At 66.5% G+C, this 26,481-nt stretch carries 18 protein-coding genes and 1 pseudogene; 15 read left to right on the top strand and 4 right to left on the bottom strand.

Annotated elements, in window-relative coordinates; all coding sequences use genetic code 11:
- The 14 genes from ACK6AU_RS24525 to ACK6AU_RS24460 all read left to right on the top strand — a co-directional run.
- Nucleotides 1-498: methyl-accepting chemotaxis protein (locus tag ACK6AU_RS24525; RefSeq protein WP_409301922.1), on the top strand; the 498-nt coding region annotated here is incomplete at its 5' end.
- 77 nt (nt 499-575) lie between these two features.
- Nucleotides 576-1,031, top strand: a complete 456-nt coding sequence (locus tag ACK6AU_RS24520) for an SRPBCC family protein (protein ID WP_185700937.1) — start codon at nt 576-578, stop codon at nt 1,029-1,031.
- 154 nt (nt 1,032-1,185) lie between these two features.
- Nucleotides 1,186-2,967 (top strand): copper resistance system multicopper oxidase, encoded by a 1,782-nt coding sequence (locus ACK6AU_RS24515; RefSeq protein WP_409301919.1) that lies wholly within the window; start codon nt 1,186-1,188, stop codon nt 2,965-2,967.
- Complete coding sequence (locus tag ACK6AU_RS24510; RefSeq protein WP_409301917.1) at nt 2,964-3,863, top strand: copper resistance protein B; 900 nt, start codon at nt 2,964-2,966, stop codon at nt 3,861-3,863. The genes ACK6AU_RS24515 and ACK6AU_RS24510 overlap by 4 nt, the downstream gene beginning before the upstream one ends.
- A gap of 130 nt (nt 3,864-3,993) precedes the next feature.
- Nucleotides 3,994-4,443, top strand: a complete 450-nt coding sequence (locus ACK6AU_RS24505; RefSeq protein WP_185700940.1) for a DUF411 domain-containing protein — start codon at nt 3,994-3,996, stop codon at nt 4,441-4,443.
- Nucleotides 4,440-4,874, top strand: a complete 435-nt coding sequence (locus ACK6AU_RS24500; RefSeq protein ID WP_185700941.1) for a YqaA family protein — start codon at nt 4,440-4,442, stop codon at nt 4,872-4,874. Before ACK6AU_RS24505 ends, ACK6AU_RS24500 begins: the two co-directional genes overlap by 4 nt.
- 509 nt (nt 4,875-5,383) lie before the next feature.
- Nucleotides 5,384-6,949 carry a glycogen synthase GlgA gene (gene glgA, locus ACK6AU_RS24495; protein WP_185700942.1) on the top strand — a complete coding sequence of 522 codons (1,566 nt, stop codon included), beginning with the start codon at nt 5,384-5,386 and terminating at the stop codon, nt 6,947-6,949.
- Nucleotides 6,950-6,963: 14 nt separating this feature from the next.
- Entirely contained in the window at nt 6,964-8,751 is a 1,788-nt protein-coding gene (treZ, locus tag ACK6AU_RS24490; protein ID WP_185700943.1) for a malto-oligosyltrehalose trehalohydrolase, read from the top strand.
- Nucleotides 8,748-10,829 (top strand): 4-alpha-glucanotransferase, encoded by a 2,082-nt coding sequence (gene malQ / locus ACK6AU_RS24485; protein WP_185700944.1) that lies wholly within the window; start codon nt 8,748-8,750, stop codon nt 10,827-10,829. Before treZ ends, malQ begins: the two co-directional genes overlap by 4 nt.
- Entirely contained in the window at nt 10,826-13,600 is a 2,775-nt protein-coding gene (locus tag ACK6AU_RS24480) for a malto-oligosyltrehalose synthase (protein ID WP_409301914.1), read from the top strand. Before malQ ends, ACK6AU_RS24480 begins: the two co-directional genes overlap by 4 nt.
- Nucleotides 13,601-13,621: 21 nt before the next feature.
- Nucleotides 13,622-13,918 (top strand): DUF2934 domain-containing protein, encoded by a 297-nt coding sequence (locus ACK6AU_RS24475; protein ID WP_185700946.1) that lies wholly within the window; start codon nt 13,622-13,624, stop codon nt 13,916-13,918.
- A gap of 98 nt (nt 13,919-14,016) precedes the next feature.
- Nucleotides 14,017-16,179, top strand: coding sequence for a glycogen debranching protein GlgX (glgX, locus tag ACK6AU_RS24470; protein WP_185700947.1), 2,163 nt, complete (start codon nt 14,017-14,019; stop codon nt 16,177-16,179).
- Between the two features lie 353 nt (nt 16,180-16,532).
- The gene (locus ACK6AU_RS24465) at nt 16,533-17,291 is read left to right on the top strand and encodes a PIG-L deacetylase family protein (protein WP_185700948.1); all 759 of its coding nucleotides are present in this window, start codon (nt 16,533-16,535) and stop codon (nt 17,289-17,291) included.
- A 208-nt stretch (nt 17,292-17,499) separates the two neighbouring features.
- Complete coding sequence (locus tag ACK6AU_RS24460; RefSeq protein ID WP_409301911.1) at nt 17,500-18,189, top strand: alpha/beta hydrolase; 690 nt, start codon at nt 17,500-17,502, stop codon at nt 18,187-18,189.
- Nucleotides 18,190-18,291: 102 nt separating this feature from the next.
- Here the strand turns inward: ACK6AU_RS24460 and glgB are convergent, their stop codons facing one another.
- The 3 genes from glgB to ACK6AU_RS24445 form a co-directional block, all read right to left on the bottom strand.
- Nucleotides 18,292-20,523, bottom strand: a complete 2,232-nt coding sequence (gene glgB, locus ACK6AU_RS24455) for a 1,4-alpha-glucan branching protein GlgB (protein WP_409301909.1) — start codon at nt 20,521-20,523, stop codon at nt 18,292-18,294.
- Nucleotides 20,520-23,864: a maltose alpha-D-glucosyltransferase gene (gene treS, locus ACK6AU_RS24450; protein WP_409301907.1), complete on the bottom strand. Its 3,345-nt coding sequence runs from the start codon at nt 23,862-23,864 to the stop codon at nt 20,520-20,522. Before treS ends, glgB begins: the two co-directional genes overlap by 4 nt.
- 76 nt (nt 23,865-23,940) lie before the next feature.
- The gene (locus ACK6AU_RS24445) at nt 23,941-25,935 is read right to left on the bottom strand and encodes an alpha-1,4-glucan--maltose-1-phosphate maltosyltransferase (protein WP_409301905.1); all 1,995 of its coding nucleotides are present in this window, start codon (nt 25,933-25,935) and stop codon (nt 23,941-23,943) included.
- Between the two features lie 211 nt (nt 25,936-26,146).
- Here ACK6AU_RS24445 and ACK6AU_RS24440 point away from each other — a divergent pair, with 211 nt between their 5' ends.
- Nucleotides 26,147-26,317, top strand: a complete 171-nt coding sequence (locus ACK6AU_RS24440) for a hypothetical protein (protein ID WP_185700953.1) — start codon at nt 26,147-26,149, stop codon at nt 26,315-26,317.
- Between the two features lie 41 nt (nt 26,318-26,358).
- Here ACK6AU_RS24440 and ACK6AU_RS24435 read toward each other — a convergent pair.
- Nucleotides 26,359-26,481 (bottom strand): annotated as a pseudogene (locus ACK6AU_RS24435) (MgtC/SapB family protein); the annotation flags it as partial.

Genomic DNA, 26,481 nt, shown 5'->3' with positions numbered 1-26,481 from the left:
ATCGGCGCCATCGCCGAGCAGACCAACCTGCTGGCCCTCAACGCGGCCATCGAAGCGGCCCGGGCCGGCGAACAGGGTCGCGGCTTTGCCGTGGTAGCCGACGAAGTGCGCGCCCTGGCCGCCCGAACCCAGGCCAGTACCTCGCAAATCAACGAAATGCTCAACCGCCTGACCCAGGGCGTCAGCTCCTCGGTCAGCGCCATGGAGAACACCCAGGCCAGCTGCCAGTCGGCGGCCGATGCCACTGCCCGGGTCAACTCGGGCCTGGACGAAATGGCCGGCTCGGTCAACCAGATCAACAGCCTGAGCACCCAGATCGCCACCGCCGCCGAACAACAGAGCGCGGTCACCGAGGAAATCAATCGCAGCATGGTGAGCATCCGACATATGGTCGAGGAGCTGCTGCAAAGCGGCCAGGCCAATGAACACAACACCCAGAGCCTGGTCCAGGCCAACCAGCGGGTCAGCGCCCTGATGGGCCGCTTCAAAGTCCGCTGAATGGTCGAGCGCACTCCCGCCACGGCGCGGGAGTGCGACTATATTTGCAGCTCCGGCCACAAGGAGGTGCATGCATCATGGGCCAGCGCCAGCCCCACCTGACGGGCGAATACATCAGCCAGCAGCGGTACATCGCCGCCAGCATCGATACGGTCTACTACTACCTTTCCCAACCTGATCGCTGGCACGAATGGCACCCGGCTTCCCTGCGTGCCGACACTGGCCTGGGTGGTTCGCTGCCGGCCGGCTACAGGTTCAGCGAAACCATCGACCTGCTGGGTTTGCAGGTACACCTGAGCTGCCGGGTCCTGTGCGCGGTGCTGCCCCGGGAGTTCAAGATCGTGTTCAGCTCCGCGCCCCTGGATGGCATCGTCGACTACCAGTTGCGCAAACAGGGCGACGGCACCCTGCTCAAGCACAGCCTGCAATACTCCACCGACCTCAATCTCGGCGGCCTGCGTTCGCGCATGGAGCGCTCTTGCGGACAGGCCCTGGACAACCTCAAGCGCTTCCTGGAAACGCCACCTGGATGATCAAGCACCAGGCCTCGGACAGCCTCGCCGGTCTTGGCTGATCCCCCATCAGTCACGCTGACAAATCTGTAACCTGAACCTCAGTTGGCTGACAGCCAGCACTGATTAGTCTCTGCCTGAATCTGAAACTCAGGACCGACAGGACTCACTCGGTATGCTTGGCAATCCCACACGACGCAGCTTGATCAAGGGCCTGGGCGTCGCCGGCGCACTGGCCGGCACCGGCCTGTGGCCCTCCCCGGCCTGGCCCCGGGCCAACCCTGGCCTGCCCCAGGAAATCCGCGGTCGGCAATTCGACCTGTACATCGGCCAGACGCCGGTGAACTTCAGCGGTACCCCGTGCACCGCGATGACCATCAATGGCGGCCTGCCCGGCCCGCTGCTGCGCTGGCGCGAAGGCGATACGGTGAACATCCGCGTGAGCAACCGCCTGGAGCAAGACACCTCGATCCACTGGCACGGCATCCTCCTGCCGGCCAACATGGACGGCGTGCCTGGCCTGAGTTTCGCCGGCATCGCCCCGGGCAGCGTCTACGAGTACCGCTTCCAGGTCCGCCAGCACGGTACTTACTGGTACCACAGCCATTCCGGGCTGCAGGAGCAGGCCGGGGTCTATGGCCCGCTGGTGATCGATCCCCGGGAGCCGGAGTCGTTCCAGTACGATCGCGAGCATGTGCTGCTGTTCAGCGACTGGAGCGACCTGGCGCCACAGCGCCTGATGCAGATCCTGAAAAAACAGTCCGGCTACTTCAATTACCACAAGCGCACCGTGGGCGACTTCATCGACGATGTCGGCCGCCACGGCTGGGGCGCTACCCTGGCTGATCGCAAGATGTGGGCCGCAATGAACATGAGCCCCACCGACCTGGCCGACATCAGCGCCGCCACCTACAGCTACCTGCTCAACGGCCAGCCCCCGGGCAGCAACTGGACCGGGCTGTTCAAGCCCGGTGAACGGCTGCGCCTGCGGCTGATCAACGCTTCGGCCATGAGCTACTTCGATGTGCGCATCCCCGGATTGCAGATGACCGTGGTCGCCGCCGACGGCCAGCCGGTACGTCCGGTCAGCGTCGACGAACTGCGCATCGCCGTGGCCGAGACCTACGACGTGCTGGTGGAACCCGGCCGCGAGCCGGCCTACACCGTCTTCGCCCAGTCCATGGACCGTACCGGCTATGCCCGTGGCACCCTGGCGGTGAGCCACGGCCTGGGCGCCGCCGTGCCGCCCCTGGACCCGCGCCCGCTGGTGAGCATGGCCGACATGGGCATGAGCCACGGCGCCATGGCGCCCGCAAGCATGGGCGACATGCCGGGCATGGGGCACGAGCCGATGGCCGCCATGGACCATGGCGACATGCAGGGCATGGACCACAGCCAGGCCAGCGACATGGCGCCGATGCAGCGCCACCCGGCGTCGGAGCACGGCAATCCGCTGGTGGACATGCAGACCATGAACCCGACGCCGAAACTCGCCGACCCGGGCATCGGCCTGCGCGACAACGGCCGCCGGGTGCTGACCTACGCCGACCTGCGCAGCACCTTCGAGGATCCCGACGGCCGCGAGCCCAGCCGCACCATCGAGCTGCACCTGACCGGACACATGGAGAAGTTCGCCTGGTCCTTCGACGGCATCAAGTTCAGCGACGCCCAGCCCTTGCGCCTGGCCTATGGCGAGCGAGTGCGGATCGTCCTGGTCAACGACACCATGATGACCCACCCCATCCACCTGCACGGCGTATGGAGCGACCTGGAGGACGAACAGGGACGCTTCCAGGTGCGCAAGCACACCATCGACATGCCCCCCGGCACCCGCCGCAGTTATCGGGTCACCGCCGATGCCCTGGGCCGCTGGGCCTATCACTGCCACCTGCTGTACCACATGGAGATGGGCATGTTCCGCGAAGTACGCATCGACCAGCAGGGGAGTCCGTCATGAAGCGCCACCCTGCTGCGCCGTTGCCCGGATTGCTGCTCGGCCTGGGCCTGGTGGCCAGCACCGCCAACGCCGCGCCCGACCCTGTCGGCATGCACCACCGGGGCATGCCCGGCATGGCGCCCGGCGCGATGTCCGCCATGGATCACGGCGCCCACGACCTGGCCCCTGCCCCAGCCCGGGAACGCAGCCGGACCCCGATCCCGACGCCTACCGAAGCCGATCGTCGCGCAGCCTTTGCCGAGGTGTCCGGCCATGGCGTCCATGACCAGGCGATCAATTCGCTCTGGCTGATCAACCAGCTGGAATACCAGGATGCCGACCGCGGCAGCACCCTGGCCTGGGAAACGAATGCCTGGATCGGTGGCGATATCGATCGCCTGTGGCTGCGTAGCGAAGGCGAGCGCAACGACGGTCGCAGCGAGAAAATCGAGCTCGAGGCGCTCTGGGGCCATGCCATCGGTCCTTGGTGGGACCTGGTCGGCGGTGTGCGCCAGGATTTCAAGCCCGCCTCGCCCCAGACCTGGGCCGCCATCGGCCTGCAGGGCATGGCCTTGTACAACTTCGAAAGCCAGGTCACCGCCTACCTCGGCGAAGGCGGCCAGACGGCCCTGCGCCTCAAGGGCGACTACGACATCTTGCTGAGCAACCGCTTGATCCTGCAGCCCACGGCAGAGATCAACCTCTATGGCCGCAACGATCCGGAACGGGGCCTGGGATCGGGCCTGGCGCAAGCCGAAGTCGGGCTGCGCCTGCGCTACGAACTGGATCGCCAGTTCGCCCCCTACCTGGGCGTGGCCTGGAACCGCAGCTACGGCCACAGTGCCGACTATGCCCGCGCCGAAGGCGACAAACCCAGCGAGGCCCGCCTGGTACTGGGTCTCCGCCTGTGGTTCTGACCCCGGGCGCTTACCAGCGCTTTGTATAACCTTGATACACAAGCCTCGCCCCTGGTGCTGCAAAAAACGCAAAATGCACGGCGATTCGCGCAGCCCCAGGGCGCCACCTTCGATCCACACGAGACTTCCGATGAAATCCACCCTGCGTCTGGCGGCCCTGTCCGCCCTGCTGTTCACCTCCCTGGCCCAGGCCGCCGCCCCCATCGACATCGATGTGCACCGCGACGCCAACTGCGGCTGCTGCAAAAAGTGGATCGAGCACTTGCAAGCCAATGGCTTCAAGGTCCATGACCATGTCGAGAACGACATGCGCAGCGTCAAGCAGCGCCTGGGCGTGGCCCCGCGCCTGGCCTCTTGCCATACCGCGGTGCTCGACGGCAAGTTCGTCGAGGGCCATGTGCCGGCCGAGCAGGTCCTGGCCTTGCGCAAGCGCGATGACCTGCTGGGCATCGCCGCCCCCGGCATGCCCATGGGATCGCCGGGCATGGAAATGGACGGCATGGGCGCCGACGCCTACCAGGTCATCGGCCTGACCAAGGAAGGTCGGGACGTGGTGGTCGCGGACTACCCGGCCCGTTGATCGGCGTCTACTTCGGCTTGTTCCTGGCGGCCTTCGGCGCCGCCACCCTGCTACCACTACAGTCCGAAGCGCTGCTGGCAGGGCTGCTGCTCAACGGCCGATGGTCGGTGCCCGGCCTGTGGTTGGTGGCGACCCTGGGCAATGTCCTCGGCTCCCTGGTCAACTGGTGGCTGGGGCGGCGCCTGGAACACTACAAGGACCGCCGCTGGTTCCCCATCGGCCCGCGTCACCTGCAACGTGCGCGCAAGCACTACCAGCGCTACGGGCACTGGTCGCTACTGCTGAGCTGGCTGCCGCTGATCGGCGACCCACTGACGCTGATGGCCGGGGTGATGGGCGAGCCGCTCAAGCGCTTCCTGCTGCTCGTCAGCCTGGCCAAGGGCGTGCGTTATGCGGTGCTGGCCTGGCTGACCCTGGGCTGGATGGACTGATCGCCAGGCTCGACGGCGGCTCCAACGGCTTCGTGTAGCCGCTGCCAAAGGCTGCGTACGGGCCATCGCAAGAACCGGAGCGAGCGCCAAAGATCCTGACTGCCCCGTTATGGACCGAACGCTGTCCAGCGCACCCATTGCGGGCACCCCGATACGCTCCACAGACCGACCTCTCGTCGGCACCAGCCACGCTCGAGTCCTCGCATCGGCGCCCGGCAAGGGCCTTGCCCGGCGCCGTTGCGTCTTCTGTCCTAGACTGGCTCTCGCATCGTGACCATGCAGTCACAGCGCCAGGAAAAAAGTCGAAACTTTTCGTTCCGGCCCAGGGTCAGGGTAAAGGTAGGGCCGCTGCCGCTGGTGCATTCCTTGCAGCGACTCCTCCATCCATTCTGCTTCAGCACTCGGGCAGCACGGGCTGATCGAAGTGCGATGCGTTCGTGCCCGGCCACAGGAACCGGCCGGCACGGCGTGCAATACGCCAAAACAGATCGACGACACGGGAGAAACACATGATCAGCGCCGTATTGGATACCCAGGGAGAACCCATTCCGCAGCAGGCCGGTGGACGCGGCATTCCCCTGGTCCCGCTCCCCGGGAGCAAGACGGTACTGCCACTGGCACGCCAGAATCCCAACCGCAAGCGGGTGCTGTTCGTCACCTCGGAACTGACCGATCTGGTCAAGACCGGCGGCCTCGGGGATGTTTCCGCCGCCCTGCCCCGGGCCATGGCCCACCTGCACGATGTGCGGGTGCTGATCCCCGGTTACCCCCAGGTCCTGCATAGCGAGAACCCGATCCACATCATCGGCGAGCTGGGCGGCCATGCCGCGCTGCCGGCCTGCAAGATCGGCCGCATGGACATGCCCGACGGCTTGGTGATCTATGTGCTGATCTGCCCCGAGCTCTACGAGCGCGAAGGCACGCCCTATGGCGCCAACAACGGCCGCGACTGGCCGGACAACCATATTCGCTTCGCCCGCCTGGGCCTGGCCGCCGCCGATATCGCCGCCAACCTGGCGCAGATCCATTGGTGCCCCGACCTGGTGCACGCCCACGACTGGCCCGCCGGCCTGGCGCCGGCCTATATGCACTGGCGCGGCCAGCGCACCCCGACGCTGTTCACCATCCACAACCTGGCCTACCAGGGCGTGGTCAGCCTGGCCTGCTGCCCGGAACTGGGCATCCCCGAGCACGCCCTGCAGCAAGAAGGCATGGAGTTCTACGGCAAGCTGTCGTTCCTCAAGGCGGGCATGGCCTATGCCAGCCACATCACCACGGTGAGCGCCACTTACGCCCGGGAGATCACCACCCCGGACTTCGGCTGCGGGCTCGATGGCTTCCTGGCCAGCAAGACCCAGCAAGGCCTGCTCAGCGGCATTCCCAACGGCATCGACGAAAGCTGGGACGCCGCCACCGACCCGCATCTGTTCTGCCCCTTCGGCATCGGCGACTGGGACGGCAAGGCCGTCAACGCAGCCCATGTACGCCAGCTGTTCGGCCTGGAGCCGAGCGATGGGCCGCTGTTCGCCGTGGTATCGCGACTGGTCTACCAGAAGGGCCTGGACCTCACCGAAGCGGTGGCCGAATTCATCGTCGACGCCGGCGGCCAGATCGCCATCATCGGCCGTGGCGAACCGGAGGAGGAACAAGCGATGCGTGAACTGGCCCGGCGCTTCCCTGGCCGCGTCGGCGTGCACATCGGCTTCAACGAGACCGATGCCCGGCGCATGTTCGCCGGCAGCGACTTCCTGCTCATGCCCTCGCGCTACGAGCCCTGCGGCCTGAGCCAGATGTACGCCCAGCGTTTCGGCTCGCTGCCGGTGGCACGCAATACCGGCGGCCTGGCGGACACCATCGACGACGGTGTCACCGGCTTTTTGTTCGACGAATCCAGCGTGGCCAGCTACCAGGGCGCCTTGCAGCGGGCCTTCCGGGTCTTCGCCCGGCCCGGGCTGCTGCATGCCATGCGCTGCCGGGCCATGGCCGCGCCCTTCAACTGGTGCCAGGCGGTGGAACCCTACGCCGAGCTCTACGAGCAATTGGTGGCCCAGACCTTGGGGCAGACCGCCAGGTAGAGGAGGCCTGACAAATGTCTACCAGTACGCCACCACCCGTGCGCCATGGCGCGGTGCTGCTCGACGCCGAGCGAACCCGTTTCGCCCTCTGGGCCCCGGATGCGCACCATGTCAGCGTGGAGCTGGGCAGCGGCCAGTCCGTGCCCATGCTTCCCCAGCCCGAAGGCTGGTTCATGATCCAGGCAGCGTGTCCGGCAGGCAGCCGCTACCGGTTCAATATCGACGACCGGCTGCTGGTGCCGGACCCGGCGTCCCGCGCCCAGGACGGCGACGTGCATGGCCCCAGCCTGGTGGTCGATCCCCAGGCCTATGCCTGGCAGCACCCACAGTGGAGCGGCCGGCCCTGGGCCGAAGCGGTGATCTACGAGTTGCACGTGGGCCTGCTGGGCGGCTACCAGGGAGTCCAGCAGGTGCTGCCGGCGCTGGTGGAACTGGGGGTAACGGCCATCGAACTGATGCCCCTGGCGCAGTTCCCCGGCGAGCGCAACTGGGGTTACGACGGCGTCTTGCCCTATGCCCCGCAAGCGTCCTATGGCACGCCGGAGCAACTCAAGGCCCTGGTGGATGCGGCCCACGGCCTGGGCCTTGCAGTGATCCTGGACGTGGTCTACAACCACTTCGGCCCCGACGGCAACTATTTGCAGCGCTACGCCAGCCCATTCTTTCGCGAAGACCGGCAGACCCCCTGGGGGGCCGCCATCGACTTCCGCCGCCGGCCGGTGCGCGACTTCTTCATCGACAACGCCTTGATGTGGCTGCTGGACTACCGCTTCGACGGCCTGCGCCTGGATGCGGTGCATGCCATCGACGATCCGGGCTTCCTGAAGGAGCTGGCCCGGCGCGTGCGCGAAGCTGTTCCCGGCGGCCGTCAGGTGTGGCTCAACCTGGAGAACGAGGCGAACCAGGCCAGCCTGTTGCAGCACGGCTTCGATGCCCAGTGGAACGACGACGGCCATAACGCCCTGCACGTATTGCTGACCGGGGAAACGGAGGCTTACTACGCCGACTTCGCCGAACAGCCGACCCAGCAACTGGCACGCTGCCTGGGCCAGGGATTCGCCTTCCAGGGCCACCTGGACCGCCATGGGCGGCGGCGCGGCGAACCCAGCGCCCACTTGCCGCCCAGTGCTTTCGTGCTGTTCTTGCAGAACCACGACCAGATCGGCAACCGCGCATTCGGCGAACGCCTCAACCAACTGGCCCCACCCCAGGCCTTGCACGCGGCCACGGTGCTGTTGCTGCTGGGACCGATGATCCCGCTGCTGTTCATGGGCGATGAAATGGCGGCGCAGGAACCTTTCCTGTTCTTCACCAGCCACCAGGGCGAGCTGGCCGAAGCCGTGCGCCAGGGCCGGCGCGACGAGTTCGCCGCCTTCAGTGCCTTCGCCGATGCCTCCGAGCGCCAGCGCATCCCCGATCCCAACGCCCTGTCGACCTTCCTGGCCTCGCGTCCAGCCGCTGGTTCCGCACAGGCCGAGGCCACCCGGGCGCTGTACCGCGAACTGCTGCGGATCCGTCACCGCGAGCTGGTACCGCGCCTGCCCGGAACATGCGCCCTGGGCGCCGAGGTACTGGCCGAGGGCGCCCTCACCGCCCGCTGGCGCCTGGGCGATGGCAGCCTGCTGCGCATCGACCTCAACCTCAGCGCGCACCGGGTCGAACTGCAACCGGCGAACGATGCCCAGCCATGGTTCCAGTATCCCCCAGGCACCCTGGAGCATTGGCGCCAGGGCTGGTTGCCAGCCTTCAGCGCGCTGGTGCAACTGCAGCCCGCGACAGCCCCCGATGGAGAGCGTCCATGAGCGATGCGCAACTGGAAATACTCGCCAGCCGCGCCGGCCTGGCGGTGGACTGGATCGATGCCAACGGCCGACCGCAGAAGGTCGAGCCCCGGGTCCTGCGGGCGGTGCTGGCCGGATTGGGTCACCCGGCCGGCAATGCCCGGGAAATCGAATGCAGCCTGCGGCAACTGCAGCACCGGCAGCAGGGCCGGCACCTGCCGCCGCTGCTGACCGCCGATGTCGGCCAGGGCCTGGACCTGGCCCACTATTTCCCGGCGCGGACCGAATGCCGGGTGCAGTTGGAAGACGGCAGTTGCCGGCAATTGCAGCTGGACGACCAGAGCCGGTTGCCCGGTGAACTGCCCGTGGGTTACCACAGCGTGGATATCGAGGATGAACGCTTCATTCTCGCCGTGGCGCCCGAACGTTGCTACAGCGTGGCCGACGCAGTGGCCGACCAGCCGCCGCGGGCCTGGGGCCTGGGGGTGCAGTTGTATGCCCTGCGCCGCAGCGGCGATGGCGGTTTCGGCGATACCCAGGCCCTGGAGGAACTGGCCCACCAGGCTGCCGAACGCGGCGCCGACGCCCTGGCCATCAGCCCGCTGCATGCGATGTTCAGCAGCGACCCCCAGCGCTATAGCCCCTACTCGCCCTCCAGCCGGCTGTTCCTCAACAGCTTGTACGCCGCTCCGGGGGCGATCCTCGGCGAACGGGCCTGGCGTACCGCCATCGAGGCCTGTGGCCTGGGCCCGCAGTTGCAGGCGCTGGAACAACAACCGCTGATCGACTGGCCAACGGCGGCCCGAGCCAAGCAACAGGTGCTGCGCGAGCTGTACCAGGGTTTCCGCCAGGGCGAGCACCCGCTGCACCAGGACTTCGCCAGCTATCGCCAGGCAGCCGGCGAGGCCCTGGAAAACCACTGTCGTTTCGAGGCGATCCAGGCTCTGCGGGTGGCCCGTGGCGAAGACCCGGACTGGCGTCAGTGGCCAGAGTACTGGCGTGACCCCGCCAGCCCGGAACTGGCACGCCTGGCCGAGGAGCACGCCGAGGAAATCGGCTTCCATGCCTTCTGCCAATGGCTGATCGCACGCAACCTGGAACGGGTGCAAAGCGCGGCCCGCAGCAGCGGCATGGGCATCGGCCTGATCGCCGACCTGGCGGTGGGCGCCGACGGTGGCGGCAGCCAGGCCTGGAGTCGCCAGGATCAGTTGCTGGCCGAGCTGACCGTGGGCGCCCCGCCGGACATCCTCAATCGCCAGGGCCAGGCGTGGGGGATCTCGGCCTTCTCTCCCGAAGGCCTGCAACGCCATGGCTTTCGCGCCTTCATCGAAATGCTGCGGGCCAACTTCGCCCATGCCGGTGGCTTGCGCATCGACCATGTGATGGGCTTGCAGCGGCTCTGGGTGATTCCCCGGGGTGCCCCGCCCTGCGACGGGGCGTACCTGTATTACCCGGTGGACGACCTGCTGCGCCTGCTGGCCCTGGAATCCCAGCGCCACCAGGCCATCGTCCTCGGCGAAGACCTGGGCACCGTGCCCGACGGCCTGCGGGAAAAGCTCGCCGCAAGGGCCATGCTCGGCATGCGCGTGCTGCTGTTCGAGCAAGACCATGGCTGCCACTTCAAACCCATCCTGGATTGGCCGGACAACGCCCTGGCCACCACCAGTACCCACGACCTGCCGCCCCTGGCCGGTTGGTGGCACGGCCGCGACATCGAGTGGAACCAGCGCCTGGAGCTGGTGGATGAAGCCGGGGCCAGGCACTGGCGGGAACATCGCCAGCGCGAGCGCGACGGCCTGCGCCAGGCCCTGGCCCGGGACCCACAGAACTTTCGCGAGCCGCTGGATGAAACCGACCAGTTGCTCGACGCCAGCGTGCGCTTCCTTGGCCATACCCGTGCGCCCCTGGTGCTGTTGCCGCTAGAGGATGCGCTGGGCATCGACGAACAGGCCAACCTGCCGGGCACCGTCGAGGGCCATCCCAACTGGTGTCGGCGCCTGGCTGGCAGTGCCCGGCGCTTGCTGGACGACACCGACGCCGCGCGGCGCCTGGAACAACTGGCCCGCGCCCGGCAACAAGCACAGGAGCGCGACCGATGAACCTAGCACCTGCCCCCGAGCTGCGAGCCAGCCTGCGCCTGCAGTTCCACCAGGGCTTCACCCTGGATGACGCCGTGCCCCTGGTGCCCTACTTCGCGCGCCTGGGCATCAGCCATCTTTACGCCTCGCCGTTGCTCTGCGCCCGGGCCGGTTCCATGCATGGCTATGACGTGGTGGACCCGACCCGGATCAACCCTGAACTGGGCGGCGAAGTGGCCCTGGAACGCCTGGTGGCCGTGCTGCGCCAGCACGGCATGGGGCTGATCCTGGACATCGTGTCCAACCACATGGCGGTGGGCGGCGGCGATAACCCCTGGTGGCTCGACCTGCTGCGCTGGGGGCGTCTGAGCCCTTATAGCGAGTTCTTCGATATCCAGTGGCACTCGTCCGATCCACTGATGGCTGGCCAGTTGCTGCTGCCATTCCTGGGCAGCGACTATGGCCAGGCGTTGCAGGAAGGCAGCCTGCAATTGCATCTGGACGATGACTTGCGGGGGTTCCATGTCCGCCACCACGAGCATCGCTTTCCCATCTGTCCCGGCGACTATGCAGAGTTGCTGCACCCTGACGGCGCAGCAACCGAAACCTTGAAGCCCTTGGCCGACGCCTTCGCCGCCCTGCGCTTCAACAGCGATGCCCACGCTCAAGCGCAGCCCCTGCAGCAAGCCCTGGGCGAGGCGCTGCAACAACCCGAGGTACGCCAGGCCGTGGCCCACAAGCTTGTCGACTATGACTCACGGCAGGCTCCCGGCTTCGAACGCCTGCACCAATTGCTGGAGCGCCAGAGCTATCGCCTGGCCAGTTGGCGCACGGCCGCCGACGACATCAACTGGCGCAGGTTCTTCGACATCAACGAGCTGGGCGGCCTGCGGGTGGAGCGGCCGGCGGTATTCGAAGCCACCCACGGCAAGATCTTCGAACTGATCCAGCGCCGGCTGGTGGATGGCCTGCGCATCGACCATGTCGACGGCCTGGCCGATCCCCGGGGCTACTGCCGCAAGCTGCGGCGCCGGGTCGATCGCCTGCGCCCCGGTGAACACTTGCCGATCTATGTCGAGAAGATCCTCGGCGCCGGGGAAACCCTGCCTCGCCACTGGGGCGTCGACGGCAGCACCGGCTACGAATTCATGAACCAGCTGTCGCTGTTGCAGCACGATCCCGCCGGCCAGGCGCCCCTGGCCGAACTCTGGAACCAGCACAGCCAGCGCACGCCAGACTTTCTTGCGGAGGCGCGGCTGGCCCGCCAGCAGATCCTCAATGGCTCCCTGGCGGGAGATTTCGAAAGCGTGGCCCAGGCCCTGCTGCGGGTGGCTCGGCTTGACCTGATGAGTCGCGACCTGACCCTGGGTGCCATTCGCCGGGCCTTGCAGGAACTGATCGTGCACTTCCCGGTGTACCGCACCTATATCGGGGGGTGCGGTCGTGGGCCCCAGGACCAGCGCTTTTTCCAGCAAGCCCTGGAAGGCGCCCGGGCCAGCCTCAGCGAAGCCGACTGGCCGGTGCTGGACTACCTGGATCGCTGGCTTGGCGGCCAGGGCTGGCGCCAAGTGCCAGCGGGCCCGGCCCGCAGGCTGCTGCGCCATGCCGGGGTGCGCTTCCAGCAGCTGACTTCGCCGGCGGCGGCCAAGGCCGTGGAAGACACAGCCTTCTATCGCTCGGCGGTGCTGCTGGCACGCAACGACGTAGGCTTCGATACCCAGACCTTCAGCGCGCCCCTGGCGGCATTCCACCAGGCTTGCATCGAACGCCTGGAGAGCTTTCCCGACAACCTGCTGGCCACCGCCACCCATGACCACAAGCGCGGCGAGGACAGCCGGGCGCGGTTGGCGGTGCTCAGCGAGCGGGCCACCTGGTACGCCGGGCAGGTGGAGCACTGGCGCAGGCTGGCCGAGCCCCTGCGTGCCGCCGTCGACGCGCCCTCGGCGGCGGACGAGCTGATTCTCTACCAGAGCCTGCTGGGCAGCTGGCCCCTGGACCTGCAAGCCGGCGATGCTCCAGCGCTGGAGCAATACACCCAGCGCATCTGGCAATGGCAGCTCAAGGCCCTGCGCGAGGCCAAACTGCACAGCGGCTGGTCCGCGCCCAACCTGCAATACGAAGAGGCCGTGCAGGCCTTCATCGAGAACCTGTTGCTCACCCCACGCGGCTTGGAACTACGCCGCTCGATCGCCGCCGCGGTCCAGTCCATCGCCCCCGCGGGCGCCCTCAACAGCCTGGCGCAGGCCCTGCTGCGCCTGACCGTACCCGGGGTCCCCGACCTGTACCAGGGCAATGAGCTCTGGGACTTCAGCCTGGTGGACCCGGACAACCGCCGCCCGGTGGACTACCAGGCCCGGCGCCAGGCCCTGGAACAGCCGGCCACGGCGGCCCAGTGGCTGTCCCAATGGCACACCGGCCAGATCAAGCAAGGCCTGATCGCCCGCGCCCTGGAACTGCGCCGCCGATATCCGCAGCTGTTCCGGCATGGCAGCTACCAGCCCTTGCAGGTCCTCGGGCAACGGGCCGGCCACGTACTGGCCTTCCTGCGCGAGTACCACCAGCAGCGAGCGCTGGTGATAGTCCCGGTACGGGTGGCCGGTCTGCTCGGGGACAGCCCGGCTCCACACCTGGATGCCGGACTTTGGGGCGACACCCGGGTGCAACTGCCGTTCGCCACCCCGGGGCGCAATCTGAATGGACTTTTTGCCAACGCGACAGTCACAGCCCACAGGGAGCTGATGCTCGCCGAAGTCCTGCGGGACTTCGCGTTGAACCTCTTGATCGACCATTGAATCCAGCGCGGGAGCATTGCGATGAGTACTGACGATAAACGCATACGTGAGTTCGCCTATCAGATCTGGGAGTCGGAAGGAAAACCCCAGGGCCAGGAACAACGCCATTGGGAAATGGCCTGCAAGCTCGCCGAGGCCGAAGCCCTGGCCCCGGCCAAGCCGCCCAAGGCCGTGCAGGCCAAACCGGCGGCCGCCAAACCTGGCAGCAGAGCGACGGCCAAGCCCAAGGCCAAGCCGGCCACGACGCAGGTGCCAGCGGGAGAGAAACCGGCGGTGCTCAAAAAGCCCCGGGCACCCCGCAAGCCGCCAGCCAGCTGATATCCATCCGGCCCGGGCAACCTTCTTTCGTTGCGACCCGCCCGGTGCCGCAAGGGCCGCGTTCGGCCTGTCCCGCCATTCTCATTGCAGGAGCAACCATGAGTACACCCAAGCACAGCCCGACGTCCGCCTCCCACCACGAACCTTCACGCATCCGCGAGGGCCTGCCCTTCCCGCTCGGCGCCACCTGGGACGGCCTGGGCGTCAACTTCGCCCTGTTCTCGGCCAATGCCACCAAGGTCGAGCTGTGCATCTTCGACGCTGCCGGCGAGGTGGAGCTGGAGCGCATCGAACTGCCGGAATACACCGACGAGATCTTCCACGGCTACCTGCCCGACGCCCATCCCGGGCTGGTCTATGGCTACCGCGTGCACGGCCCCTACGACCCGGTCAACGGCCATCGCTTCAACCCCAACAAGCTGTTGATCGACCCCTATGCCAAACAACTGGTGGGCGAGCTCAAGTGGTCCGAGGCGCTGTTCGGCTACACCATCGGCCACCCCGATGCCGACCTGAGCTTCGATGAGCGCGACAGCGCGCCCTTCGTGCCCAAGTGCAAGGTCATCGATCCGGCCCACACGTGGGGCAACGACCAGCGCGTCAGCGTGCCCTGGGACAAGACCATCATCTACGAGACCCACGTGCGCGGCTTCACCATGCGCCACCCGGCGGTTCCCGAGCAGCTGCGCGGCAGCTTCGCCGGGTTGATGGTCGAGGACGTGCTCAAGCACATCCGCAGCCTGGGGGTATCGTCGGTGGAGTTGCTGCCGATCCATGCCTTCGTCAACGACCAGCACCTGCTGCAAAAAGGCATGACCAACTACTGGGGCTACAACAGCATCGCCTTCTTCGCCCCGGACCCGCGCTACCTGGCCAGCGGCAAGATCGCCGAGTTCAAGGAAATGGTCGCGCACCTGCACGAGGCCGGCCTGGAGGTGCTGCTGGACGTGGTCTACAACCACACCGCCGAGGGCAACGAACAGGGACCGACCCTGTCCATGCGTGGTATCGACAACGCCTCGTACTACCGCCTGATGCCCGACGACAAACGCTTCTATATCAATGATTCCGGGACGGGCAACACCCTGGACCTGAGCCATCCCTGCGTCTTGCAGATGGTCACCGACTCACTGCGCTACTGGGCTGGCGAGATGCACGTCGACGGCTTCCGCTTCGACCTGGCGACCATTCTCGGGCGCTATCACGATGGCTTCGACGAGCGCCACAGCTTCCTCGTGGCCTGCCGCCAGGACCCGCTGCTGCGCCAGGTGAAGATGATCGCCGAGCCCTGGGATTGCGGCCCGGGTGGTTATCAGGTGGGGCGCTTCCCGCCGGGCTGGATGGAATGGAACGATCGCTTTCGCGACACCGTGCGCGCCTTCTGGAAAGGCGATGACGGCCAGTTGGCGGATTTCGCCGGGCGCATGACCGCCTCCGGGGAAATGTTCAATCAGCGAGGTCGTCGCCCTTATGCCTCGGTCAATTTCATCACCGCCCACGACGGCTTCACCCTGCACGACCTGGTGTCCTACAACGACAAGCACAACGAGGCCAACGACGAGAACAACCAGGACGGCAGCAACAACAACCTGTCCTGGAATCACGGGACAGAAGGCCCCACCGACGATCCGGCGATCAATGCCCTGCGCCTGCGCCAGATGCGCAACTTCTTCGCCACCCTGCTGCTGGCCCAGGGCACGCCGATGATGGTGGCTGGCGACGAGTTCGCCCGCACCCAGCACGGCAACAACAACGCCTATTGCCAGGACAGCGAGATCGGCTGGGTCAACTGGGACCTGGACGAAGATGGCAAGTCGCTGCTCAAGTTCGTCAAGCGCCTGGTCAAGCTGCGCCTGAGCTATCCGATCCTGCGGCGCGGGCGCTTCCTGGTGGGCAACTACAACGAGGACATCGGGGTCAAGGACGTCACCTGGCTAGCCCCTGACGGCAGCGAGATGACCACCGAGCATTGGCAAGATCCCCATGGCCGGTGCCTGGGCATGCTGCTCGATGGCCGCGCCCAGGAAACCGGCATCCGCCGCCAGGGTGCCGACGCCACGGTGCTGCTGGTGGTCAACGCGCACCACGACATCGTCAATTTCCGCCTGCCGCAAGTGCCGGCCGGGGAATTCTGGACATGCATGCTCGACACCAACCAGCCGGCGGTGCGCGGCCAGGAACGCCTGGACTTCGACCATGAATACTCGGTGACCGGACGTTCGTTGCTGTTCTTCGAACTCAAGCGCGAGGAGCAGGAATAGTCGCCATCCAGGCGGACGGGGCTTGCCAGGGGCCTGGGGCAGCCTTGGGACCGAGTCTTGGGGGACGCCTGGCGCTTTTCGGGGACGATATTCGTCAGGACGACATACCCGGTAACGAAATACGTCTACCCTATCAACCGGACCGCAATCGACAAATTATCCTGGCGCCCCCTGTGTGGGCGGCGCCGGGCTGAGTATGATTGCGCAGCTATCACGGCGTTCCAAAGGGATGGGACACCGGTACTTCACGCTGAGGCAGGTGCCATGGAATCAGCGTGCGTGCAAACCCAGGGCCGATGCTGAACGCTCGTTCAGTTTTTGCATACGGCCCGGAAACAGGGATGTATCACGTTATGAAAGCCATATCCGCAATAGATAACAGCTGGCCCAGCCAGATCTGGAACAGCGCCCATAGCCTGGCCGAGGTCCCGGCCATCAATCTTGCCAACCTGGTGCCGGCCGGTTCCCGGGCGGTGATGGTGGCTCCGCATCCCGGTGACGAAGTGATCGCCAGCGGCGGCCTGCTGCAGGTACTGGCCCACCACGGCCACCCCCTGGAACTGATCTCGGTCAGCGACGGCAGCGCCAGCCACCCCGGGTCCGAGGTCTGGCCGGAACGCCGCCTGAGTGTGTTCCGCCCCCAGGAAAGCGCCGAAGCCTTGCGCCGCCTGGGCTTGCCTTTGCATAGCCTGAAATGGATCCGCGGCGGGTTCGCCGACAGTGCCTTGAGCGAGCGCGAGCAGCAGCTGGTGCCGTTCATCAGCCGCTACCTGCGCCCCGGGGACGTGGTCTTCAGCACCTGGCGCGAAGACGGCAACCTCGATCACGAGGCCGTGGGCCGGGCTGCCGCCAAGGCCGCGGCGCAAGTGGGTGCAAGGTTCTGCGAGATCCCCGTGTGGGCCTGGCACAGCTCGGTCCGCGAGGAGCACCAGATTCCCTGGCAACGGGCGCGCAAGCTGCGCCTGGACACCTGGACCGTGGCCCGCAAGCGCCACGCCGCCCATGCCTACGCCAGCCAACTGCAGGGCGAACCGGAGATCGGCTTGCAGCCGTCGCTGTCGCCCATCGTGCTCGAACGCATGCGCCTGCCCTACGAGATCATCCTCATGTAGCCTGGGCAAGCACCGGCGACGTCAACGACTGGCCGTTGCGCGGCAACCTCACCCTGGGCCTGCGCGGCGACCACCTGTCGGAACCTGCCGTACATCCGGATTGCTGAACCGGCACTGGCGCCGCAATGAGCCTGATGCATGCTCTGTAACGGACAGGGACCCCGGGTATCCGCCCGGGGCCGCCCCTGCCGTGAAAAGGAGCGATGCCATGAGCGATACACCCACGATCGTCCTGGTCCACGGGTTCTGGGGCGGCGCCGCCCACTGGAACCGGGTCATCGACGAATTGCTGGAACGCGGCCACCGGAAGATCCGCGCGGTAGAGTTGCCCCTGACGTCCCTGGCCGATGACGTCGAGCGCACCCGCAAGCTGCTGGCCCAGCAAGCCGGGCCGGTGCTGCTGGTGGGGCATTCCTACGGCGGCGCGGTGATCACCCAGGCCGGCCACGAGGCCAACGTCGCCGGCCTGGTGTACATCGCCGCCTTCGCTCCCGACAGCGGCGAGAGCCCCGGCAGCCTGACCCAGGAGTTTGCTCCCGCGGCTGCGGCCAACCTGGAGCCGGACAGCGATGGCTACCTGTGGGTTCGTCCGGAACGCTTCCACGAGAGTTTTTGCCAGGACTTGCCGGCCCGCGAGGGACTGATCATGGGCCTGACCCAGAAAGCCCCGCTGGCCAATACCTTCGGCGACACCCTGGGCGCCCCGGCCTGGCGCGACAAACCCTCGTGGTACCAGATCTCCAGCGCCGACCGCATGATCGCCCCGCCCAACCAGGAACGCATGGCCGCACGCCTGAACGCACGCAAGGTGATCCACCTGGACGCCAGCCATGCCTCCCTGGCCTCGCAACCGCACGCCGTGGCCGGGTTGATCGCCGAAGCCGCCGCCAGCCTCTGATCGGCCAAGGCTCGCAGGGCTTCAGGAGTCCTCCGGGGCCTGCGATTGCCGCCGCTGCGCAGCCTGCGGCAGCGGCTAAACGAAGCGCGCCCTGTGGCCGTGTCAGTGGCCGGGGCGCAGGATCAGCACCGCCAGGGGCGGCAAGTTGAGCACCAGGGACAGGGCCTGGCCGTGGCTTTCCTGCTCTTCGCTGAAGGCTTCGCCGGCGTTGCCGTAGTTGGACCCGGCATACAGCTGCGAATCGCTGTTGAACACTTCGCTCCAGCGTCCGGCCAGGGGTACGCCCACGCGATACCCCTCGCGCGGCACTGGGGTGAAGTTGGCCACCACCAGCAACGGCTCGCCATTGCGGCTCCAGCGCAGCCAGGCATACACACTGTTGAGCGCATCGTCACCAATCAGCCACTGGAAGCCCTGGGGCACGTGGTCCTGCTCGTGCAGCGCCGGATATTCGCGGTACAGGCGGTTGAGGTCGCCCACCAGCCGTTGCACGCCACGGTGTTCGGGATATTGCAGCAAGTACCAGTCCAGTTGCCGGTCGTGGTTCCACTCGCGCCACTGGCCGAACTCGCAGCCCATGAACAACAGCTTCTTGCCCGGATGGGTCCACATGAAGCTCAGGTAAGCCCGCAGGTTAGCGAATTTCTGCCAGCGATCGCCGGGCATCTTGTCGATCAGCGAATGCTTGCCGTGCACCACCTCGTCATGGGAGATCGGCAGGATGAAGCGCTCGGACCAGGCATACACCAGGCCGAAGCTCAGCTCGTTGTGGTGGTGGGATCGATAGACCGGGTCTTGCTGGATGTAATGCAGGGAGTCATGCATCCAGCCCATGTTCCACTTGTAGGCGAACCCCAGCCCGCCATGCTCGGTACTCTGGCTGACCCCGGGCCAGGCGGTGGATTCCTCGGCGATCACCAGGGCGCCCGGCGCTTCAAGGTCCACCACGTCGTTGAGATGGCGCAGGAACTCGATGGCCTCGAGGTTTTCCCGGCCGCCGTGGCGGTTGGGCACCCATTCCCCGGCCTTGCGCGAGTAGTCGCGGTAGAGCATCGAGGCCACCGCATCGACCCGCAGCCCATCGACATGGAAATGCTTGAGCCAATGCAGGGCCGAGGCCAGCATGAAGCCATGGACCTCGGTACGCCCGAGGTTGTAGATCAGCGTGTCCCAGTCCTGGTGGAAGCCTTCCAGAGGGTTGCCGTACTCATACAGCGCCGTGCCGTCGAACTGTGCCAGTCCGTGGGCATCGGTGGGGAAATGCGCCGGCACCCAGTCCAGGATCACCCCGATCTGCGCCAGGTGGCAGGCATTGACGAAGGCCGCGAACTCCTCGGCGGAGCCGTAGCGGGCACTGGGCGCGAACTGCGCCAGGGGCTGGTAGCCCCAGGAGCCGCCGAAGGGATGTTCCATGATCGGCATCAGTTCGATGTGGGTGAAGCCCAGATCCTTGACGTAGGGAATCAACCGCTCGGCCAGCTCCGCCCAGCTGTAGTGGCGGGCCACCTCGCCCACGTCGTCGACCTCGCATTGCCAGGAGCCGGCGTGCAGCTCGTAGATCGCCAGCGGCGCATCGACCCGCTGGCGTTCACCCCGGGCCAGCATCCACTCCTGGTCCTGCCAGTCGATGGCCAGCGGCGCCGCGACCTTCGACGCGGTATCGGGCGGCAATTGGGTCGCCAGGGCCACCGGGTCGGCCTTGAGCGGCAGGATGCCCTGAGGGCCGAGGATCTCGTACTTGTACGACTCGCCAGCGCGCAGGCGCGGGATGAACAGCTCCCAGACCCCCGAAGGATGACGCAGGCGCATGGGATGCCGGCGGCCGTCCCAGACATTGAAGTCACCCACCACCGAGACGCGCCGGGCATTGGGCGCCCACACCGCGAAGCGCACGCCGGCGATGCCGTCCACCGTGGTCAACTGGGCTCCCAGGCAACTGCCGAGGTCGCGGTGATTGCCTTCGGCGAACAGGTACAGGTCCATTTCGCCAAGCAACGGCCCGAAGCTGTAGGGGTCTTCACTGACCTGTTCGCCACCGGCCCACTGCACACGCAGCAGGTAGGGCCGGGCCTCGGGGAAATGCCCGACGAACAACCCCGGCACCTCGTCGGCTTCCAGGTTGCCGAGCAATTGCTGCTGCTCGCGGTCCAGCACCTGGACACTCAGCGCCCCGGGCAGGAAAGCCCGGATGACCTGCCCGCCGGCACCATCGCCATGGGGCCCGAGGATGGCGAACGGGTCGTTGTTCTCGGCCCGCACCAGGGCCTCGATGGCCCTGGCCGACGGTAGCAACCGTTCCTGGCGCCGCTCCTGCTCCCTGTTCGAGAAATTCATGACTGCTCTCCATCGATGTCGGAAAAGTCCGGTAGTTCACGCAACAACCCGGCCAGGCCGCGCAGCGGCACGTGCAACCAGGCGGGTCGGTTCTGCGCCTCATAGGCCAGTTCATAGGCGGCCTTCTCCAGGCTGAACAACACCAGGGCGGCGTCGGCCGCCGAGGCCTGCCAGCCATGGGCAAGATTAGCCGTCGCCTGCCGGTACGCCGTGACGAAAGCCTGCCGGGAGCGCTCCAGATAACGCCCGACCAGGGCTTGCCGGACCGCCTGGGCATCCGGCGCGCCATCCACCGCCGGCGCTTCCAGGGCCAGGGCCGCGGCATAGTCGAACGAACGCAGCACGCCGCTGACATCCTTGTAGGGGCTGTGCTTGGCCCGGCGCTCCGCCAGGGGCCGCGCCGGCTCGCCTTCGAAGTCGATCAGGTAGGCATCGCCCTTGATCACCAGCACCTGCCCCAGGTGCAGGTCGCCATGGACCCGGATGCGCAAGCCGCCCAGCAATTGCCCGGCCAGTTGCTCGACTTCGGCGAGGATGCGCCCCTTGTGCCGCAACAGGCGCCGGCACAGGCCACGGTCGGTCTCGGCCAGGCTGTCCTGGTGTTCTTCGAGCAATTGCAAACTGTGTTCCAGTTGCCCGGCGACCTGGCACTGGCAAGCCTGGAGATCTTCCTGGGTATAGGCCTGGGGCGCGAAATCCGCAGTACTGCCGGGAGCGGCGAGCAGCATGTGCATTTCCCCCAGGCGCTGGCCCAGGAGGCCGGCGAAGTCCTGGAGTTCGGCCAGGGCGTTGTAATGCTGCTCCTGCTCGGAGACGGCGCTGGCCAGTTCGTCGCGGATCGCCCGCTCCAGGTTGCTCTGGGTCCATTCCCAAGCGTCGCCCTGGTTGCTCAGGTAGCCCTGGGCGATCATCAGCAGGTGGTCCTGGCCCTGCGCATCACGGCGCACCACCGAACCCAGCAATGGCGAAATATGGGCAAAACCGGCCTGGGTGAGAAAAGCGCCCATTTCCAGTTCCGGATGGATGCCGCCGGCCACCTTGCGCACCAGCTTGAGCACCAGGCTTTCGCCCACCACCACCGAGCTGTTGGACTGCTCGGCCGACAGGTAGCGCACATCGACCTCGGCCTCCAGGCCCAGGCGCTGCAGCTGCGGGCTGCCCTCGAAACGGATCTGCCCGGCGTCGCTGTCCAACCGGGCCTGGGCCTGGAGCGCCTGGAGCACGCTGCGCACGAAGCTGTCGAGGGCGAAGGCATCGGTGATCAAGCCCACCTGGCGCCCGCGTCGGACCCGGGACATGGCCAGTTGCTGGGGCAAGGCGCTGCTGATCTGGTCCTCGGCCAACAGGCCGAATGGCACCTGGTAGCGCTGGCTGCGGCCCTGGCTGGTGACCTCGATCTCGGCCAGCAGCACCGGATGCTGCGGATCGCCGAAGCGCACGCCATACACCAGTTGCACTTGGCCCACGGTGCTGTCCTTGTCGGCGAACCAGCGGCGCTTGGGCAGCCAGCTGGGCAGGATTTCCTGCTCCAGGGTGGTGCGCGACGGCGCCTCCAGCAACTCCTCGAGGCGTTTCTTCAGCACCAGGGTGGTGAACTCCGGCAGGCTCTGGGCCGGCTCGACATGCCAGCTGGGCATCTGCTGCTCGCTGGCCAGGACGAACCAGTAGAAGCCATAGGGCGCCAGCGTCAGCAGGAAATTCAATTGGCCGATGGGCGGGAAGGCGCTGCCGCCGAGCATCTCCACCGGCACCATGCCGGCGAAGCTCGACAGGTCCAGCTCCGCCGCCTGGGCGCTGCGCGAGACGTTGGCCACGCAGAGGATGATCTCCTGCTTGCCATCGGGCCCGGTGTATTCCCGGGTATAGGCCAGGATCCGGCGATTGCTCGGCGAGAGCATCTTCAACGTGCCCCGGCCAAAGGCCTTGGACTGCTTGCGCACCGCCAGCAGGCGCCGGGTCCAGTTGAGTAATGAATGAGGGTCTCCGGACTGGGTCTCGACGTTCACCGACTGGTAGCCGTAGAGCGGGTCCATGATCGGCGGCAGCACCAGGCGCGCCGGATCGGCCCGGGAAAAGCCACCGTTACGGTCGATGGACCACTGCATCGGCGTGCGCACGCCATCGCGGTCGCCCAGGTAGATGTTGTCGCCCATGCCGATCTCGTCGCCGTAGTAGAGGGTCGGGGTGCCGGGCATCGACAGCAGCAGGCTGTTGAGCAGCTCGATGCGCCGGCGATCGCGCTCCATCAGCGGTGCCAGGCGTCGGCGGATACCCAGGTTGATCCGCGCCCGGCGGTCGGCGGCGTAGTAGTTCCACAGGTAGTCGCGCTCCTTGTCGGTGACCATTTCCAGGGTCAGTTCATCGTGGTTGCGCAGGAAGATCGCCCACTGGCAATTGGCTGGGATTTCCGGGGTCTGGCGCAGGATGTCGGTGATCGGGAAGCGATCTTCCTGGGCCAGGGCCATGTACATGCGTGGCATCAGCGGAAAGTGGAAAGCCATGTGGCATTCGTCGCCATCGGCACCATTGCCGCTGGCCTGGCCGAAGTACAGCTGGGTGTCCTCGGGCCACTGGTTGGCCTCGGCCAGGAGCATGCGGTCCGGATAATGGGCATCGATCTCGGCGCGGATGCGCTTGAGCACATCGTGGGTCTCGGCCAGGTTCTCGTTGTTGGTGCCATCGCGCTCGATCAGGTAGGGAATGGCGTCCAGGCGCAGGCCGTCGATACCCATGTCCAGCCAGTGGCGCATGACCGAGAGCACGGCCTTCAGCACCTGCGGGTTGTCGAAGTTCAGGTCCGGCTGGTGGGAATAGAAACGGTGCCAGAAGTACTGGCCGGCCACCGGGTCCCAGGTCCAGTTGGATTTCTCGGTGTCGAGGAAGATGATCCGCGTGCCGGCGTACTTCTGGTCGTCGTCGGACCACACATAGAAGTTGCGCGCCGCCGAACCGGGCTTGGCCTTGCGGGCGCGCTGGAACCAGGGATGCTGGTCGGAGGTGTGGTTGATCACCAGCTCGGCGATCACCCGCAGTTCGCGCTTGTGGGCCTCGGCGATGAACCGCCGGACGTCCGCCAGGGTGCCGTAGTCGGGGCTGACCCCACGGTACTCGGCGATATCGTAGCCGTCGTCGCGCCGTGGCGAGGGATAGAACGGCAGTAGCCAGATGGTGTTGACCCCCAGTTCCTTGATGTAGTCCAGCTTGGCGATCAACCCGGGAAAGTCGCCGACGCCATCGTCGTTGGAATCGAAATAGGACTTCACATGCACTTGGTAGATCACCGCGTCCTTGTACCAGAGCGGGTCCTTGATGAAGGTCGCGGGTCGGGTTTTCTTCGCCATTGCTCACTCCTGAATCTGTACAGAGGTCCGTGCGCGGGCACTGCCGCCTGGCCCTAGGGCCGGCGGCGCGGCCAGGTCAGTCGGCGCTGATGCGCCAGATGCCGAATGGCTGGGCCGGTTCAAGGCGCATGAACTGGACCTTGCCGTACCAGGTCCAGCGATGGCCGTTCATCAAGTCCTCGCCCTGGGTCGCGGCCTCATCGGGCAGGCCCATTTCCCAGAGCGGTAGCTCGAAATGCGCCTCCTGGGGGTTGAAGGGGTCGAGGCTGATCGCCACCAGCACGAAGTTGCCGCCGTCGGCGCTGCGTTTGCCGAAGTACAGGATCCGGTCGTTCCAGGCGTTGTACAGCTTGAGCCCCAGGTGCGATTGCAGCGCCGGGTTCTGCCGGCGGATACGGTTGAGCTGGGCGATCTCGGCGATGATGTTGCCCGGGGCATTGAAGTCTCGCGGGCGGATCTCGTACTTCTCCGAGTCCAGGTATTCCTCCTTGCCCGGCAACGGCGCCGACTCGCACAGCTCGAACCCCGAATACATGCCCCACAGGCCCGAGCCCATGGTGGCCAGCGCCGCGCGGATGAGAAAGCCGGGGCGGCCCGAGTCATGCAGGAAGCCGGGGTTGATATCCGGGGTGTTGACGAAGAAGTTCGGCCGGAAGCATTCGCGCCACGGCGACTGGTTCAGCTCGCTGAAATAACTGGCCAGTTCGCTCTTGGTGTTGCGCCAGGTGAAGTAGGTGTAGCTCTGGGAGTAACCGATCTTGCCCAGGCGCGCCATCATTGCCGGGGTGGTGAAGGCCTCGGCCAGGAAGATCACCTGCGGGTGCCGGCTGCGCACATCGCCGATCAACCACTGCCAGAACGGCAACGGCTTGGTATGCGGGTTGTCGACCCGGAAGATGTTGACACCCTCCGCGACCCAGCCGAGCACGATGTCCCGCAGCTCCAGCCACAGGCTGGGAATGGCATCGGCGGCATAGAAGTCGACGTTGACGATGTCCTGGTACTTCTTGGGTGGGTTCTCGGCGTATTTGATCGTGCCGTCCGGGCGCCAGTTGAACCAGCCCGGGTGCTGGGTCAGCCAGGGATGGTCCTGGGAACACTGGATGGCGAAGTCCAGGGCGATTTCCAGGCCATGGTCGGCGGCTGCCGCCACCAGCCGGCGAAAGTCCTCGCGGCTGCCCAGTTGCGGATGGATCGCCTCGTGGCCGCCCTCCTCGCTGCCGATGGCATAGGGGCTGCCAGGATCGTCCGGGGCTGCGACCAGGGAATTGTTGCGGCCCTTGCGGTGGCGCCGGCCAATGGGGTGGATCGGCGGAAAATACAACACGTCGAAGCCCATGTCATGGATCATCGCCAAGCGCGAATGCACATCGTCGAAGGTGCCGTGGCGCGCCGGATCGTCGGTGATGGAACGGGGAAACAGCTCGTACCAGCTGGCGAACTGCGCGCGCTCGCGCTCCACATCCAATGGGTATTCGGGACTCAGGCTGAGGTAGGGACGCAGGTCGGCCTCGGCCATCAACCGGGCGCTGTCGGCACTCAAGAACAGCGCCACCTGCTCGGCCGCGAGCAAGCCGCCCAGTTGCTGGTGCAGTACCAGCAATTGTTCGCGCAGCGCGCCTTCGCTGCGCTCGCCAGCCTGCTGCACCAGGGTCCGGCCTTCTTGCAGTTCCAGGCTGATCGGCTGGGCGGCCAGGTATTTCTTTTCCAGTTCGTAGCAGAAGCTGGCGAACTGATCGATCCAGGCCTCGATGCAGAAGCGGTAGCGGCCCGCCTCCGGCACCGGGAAATGCCCCAGCCAACCGTCATTGCCCTGGTCTTCCAGGACCTGGCTGTGCCAAGCGTCCTGGCGTTCGTTACGCCAGCGCACCCGCACCGCCAGCTTGTCATGGCCATCGGTGAAGACCTTGCACGCGACCTCCACCTGCTGGCCAGCGGTGGCCTTGGCCGCGAACTGGCCGCCATCGAGCACCGGGCGGGTGCCTTCGATGGCGATGCGTGGCAGCAGCAAGGCCTGGGACAACGGCAGGTGCGCCTGGTAGTCCTGTTCGGTCGGTTGTTCTGCGGTCATCGAGCATCACCCCTCTACACTGGTTCTCGACGTTTGGCTGACCGGGCCGACGATGCCCCGGTACAGCGCTGGATCGACATACTTAGGTTCCGAGCCACGCGCCTCGCGGAAAGTTCAGCGCAAGTGACCATCCAGGCGGCGGGAATCAAATGCGCCCTTGCGCGGTCCACCGAACGAACCGGTGCAACCGCAAGCACCCAGGAGGCCAGCAATGAATATCCCGATCCCGGCGGATCCCCCTGATCCGAACATCGACCAGCCCCCCCTGCCGCCCAGCGAACCACCGGCGGTTCCCGAACAGGAGCCACCGGACAGCACCCCGCCGCCCAAGGGCGACCCGCCCATGCCCAGGCCGCCGGTACTGGCCAAGGAGCGGGCATGATTCCGGCGGTTCGCCGGCAAGCATAGATAGGCAGGCGGTATTCAGCGCTTTTCCAGGCGCCGCACGATCAACGGCATCAGGCTGAAGACCATCAGGGCCAGCAAAGTGCTCAATAGCGCCGTGGCCTCGCGGCCCATGCCGGTCGCGACGCCGATGGCGGCGGT

The sequence above is a fragment of the Pseudomonas sp. KCJK8993 genome, assembly GCF_046230915.1.
Lineage (GTDB): Bacteria > Pseudomonadota > Gammaproteobacteria > Pseudomonadales > Pseudomonadaceae > Aquipseudomonas > Aquipseudomonas piscis.
This window is presented reverse-complemented; position numbering and strand designations above follow the sequence as displayed.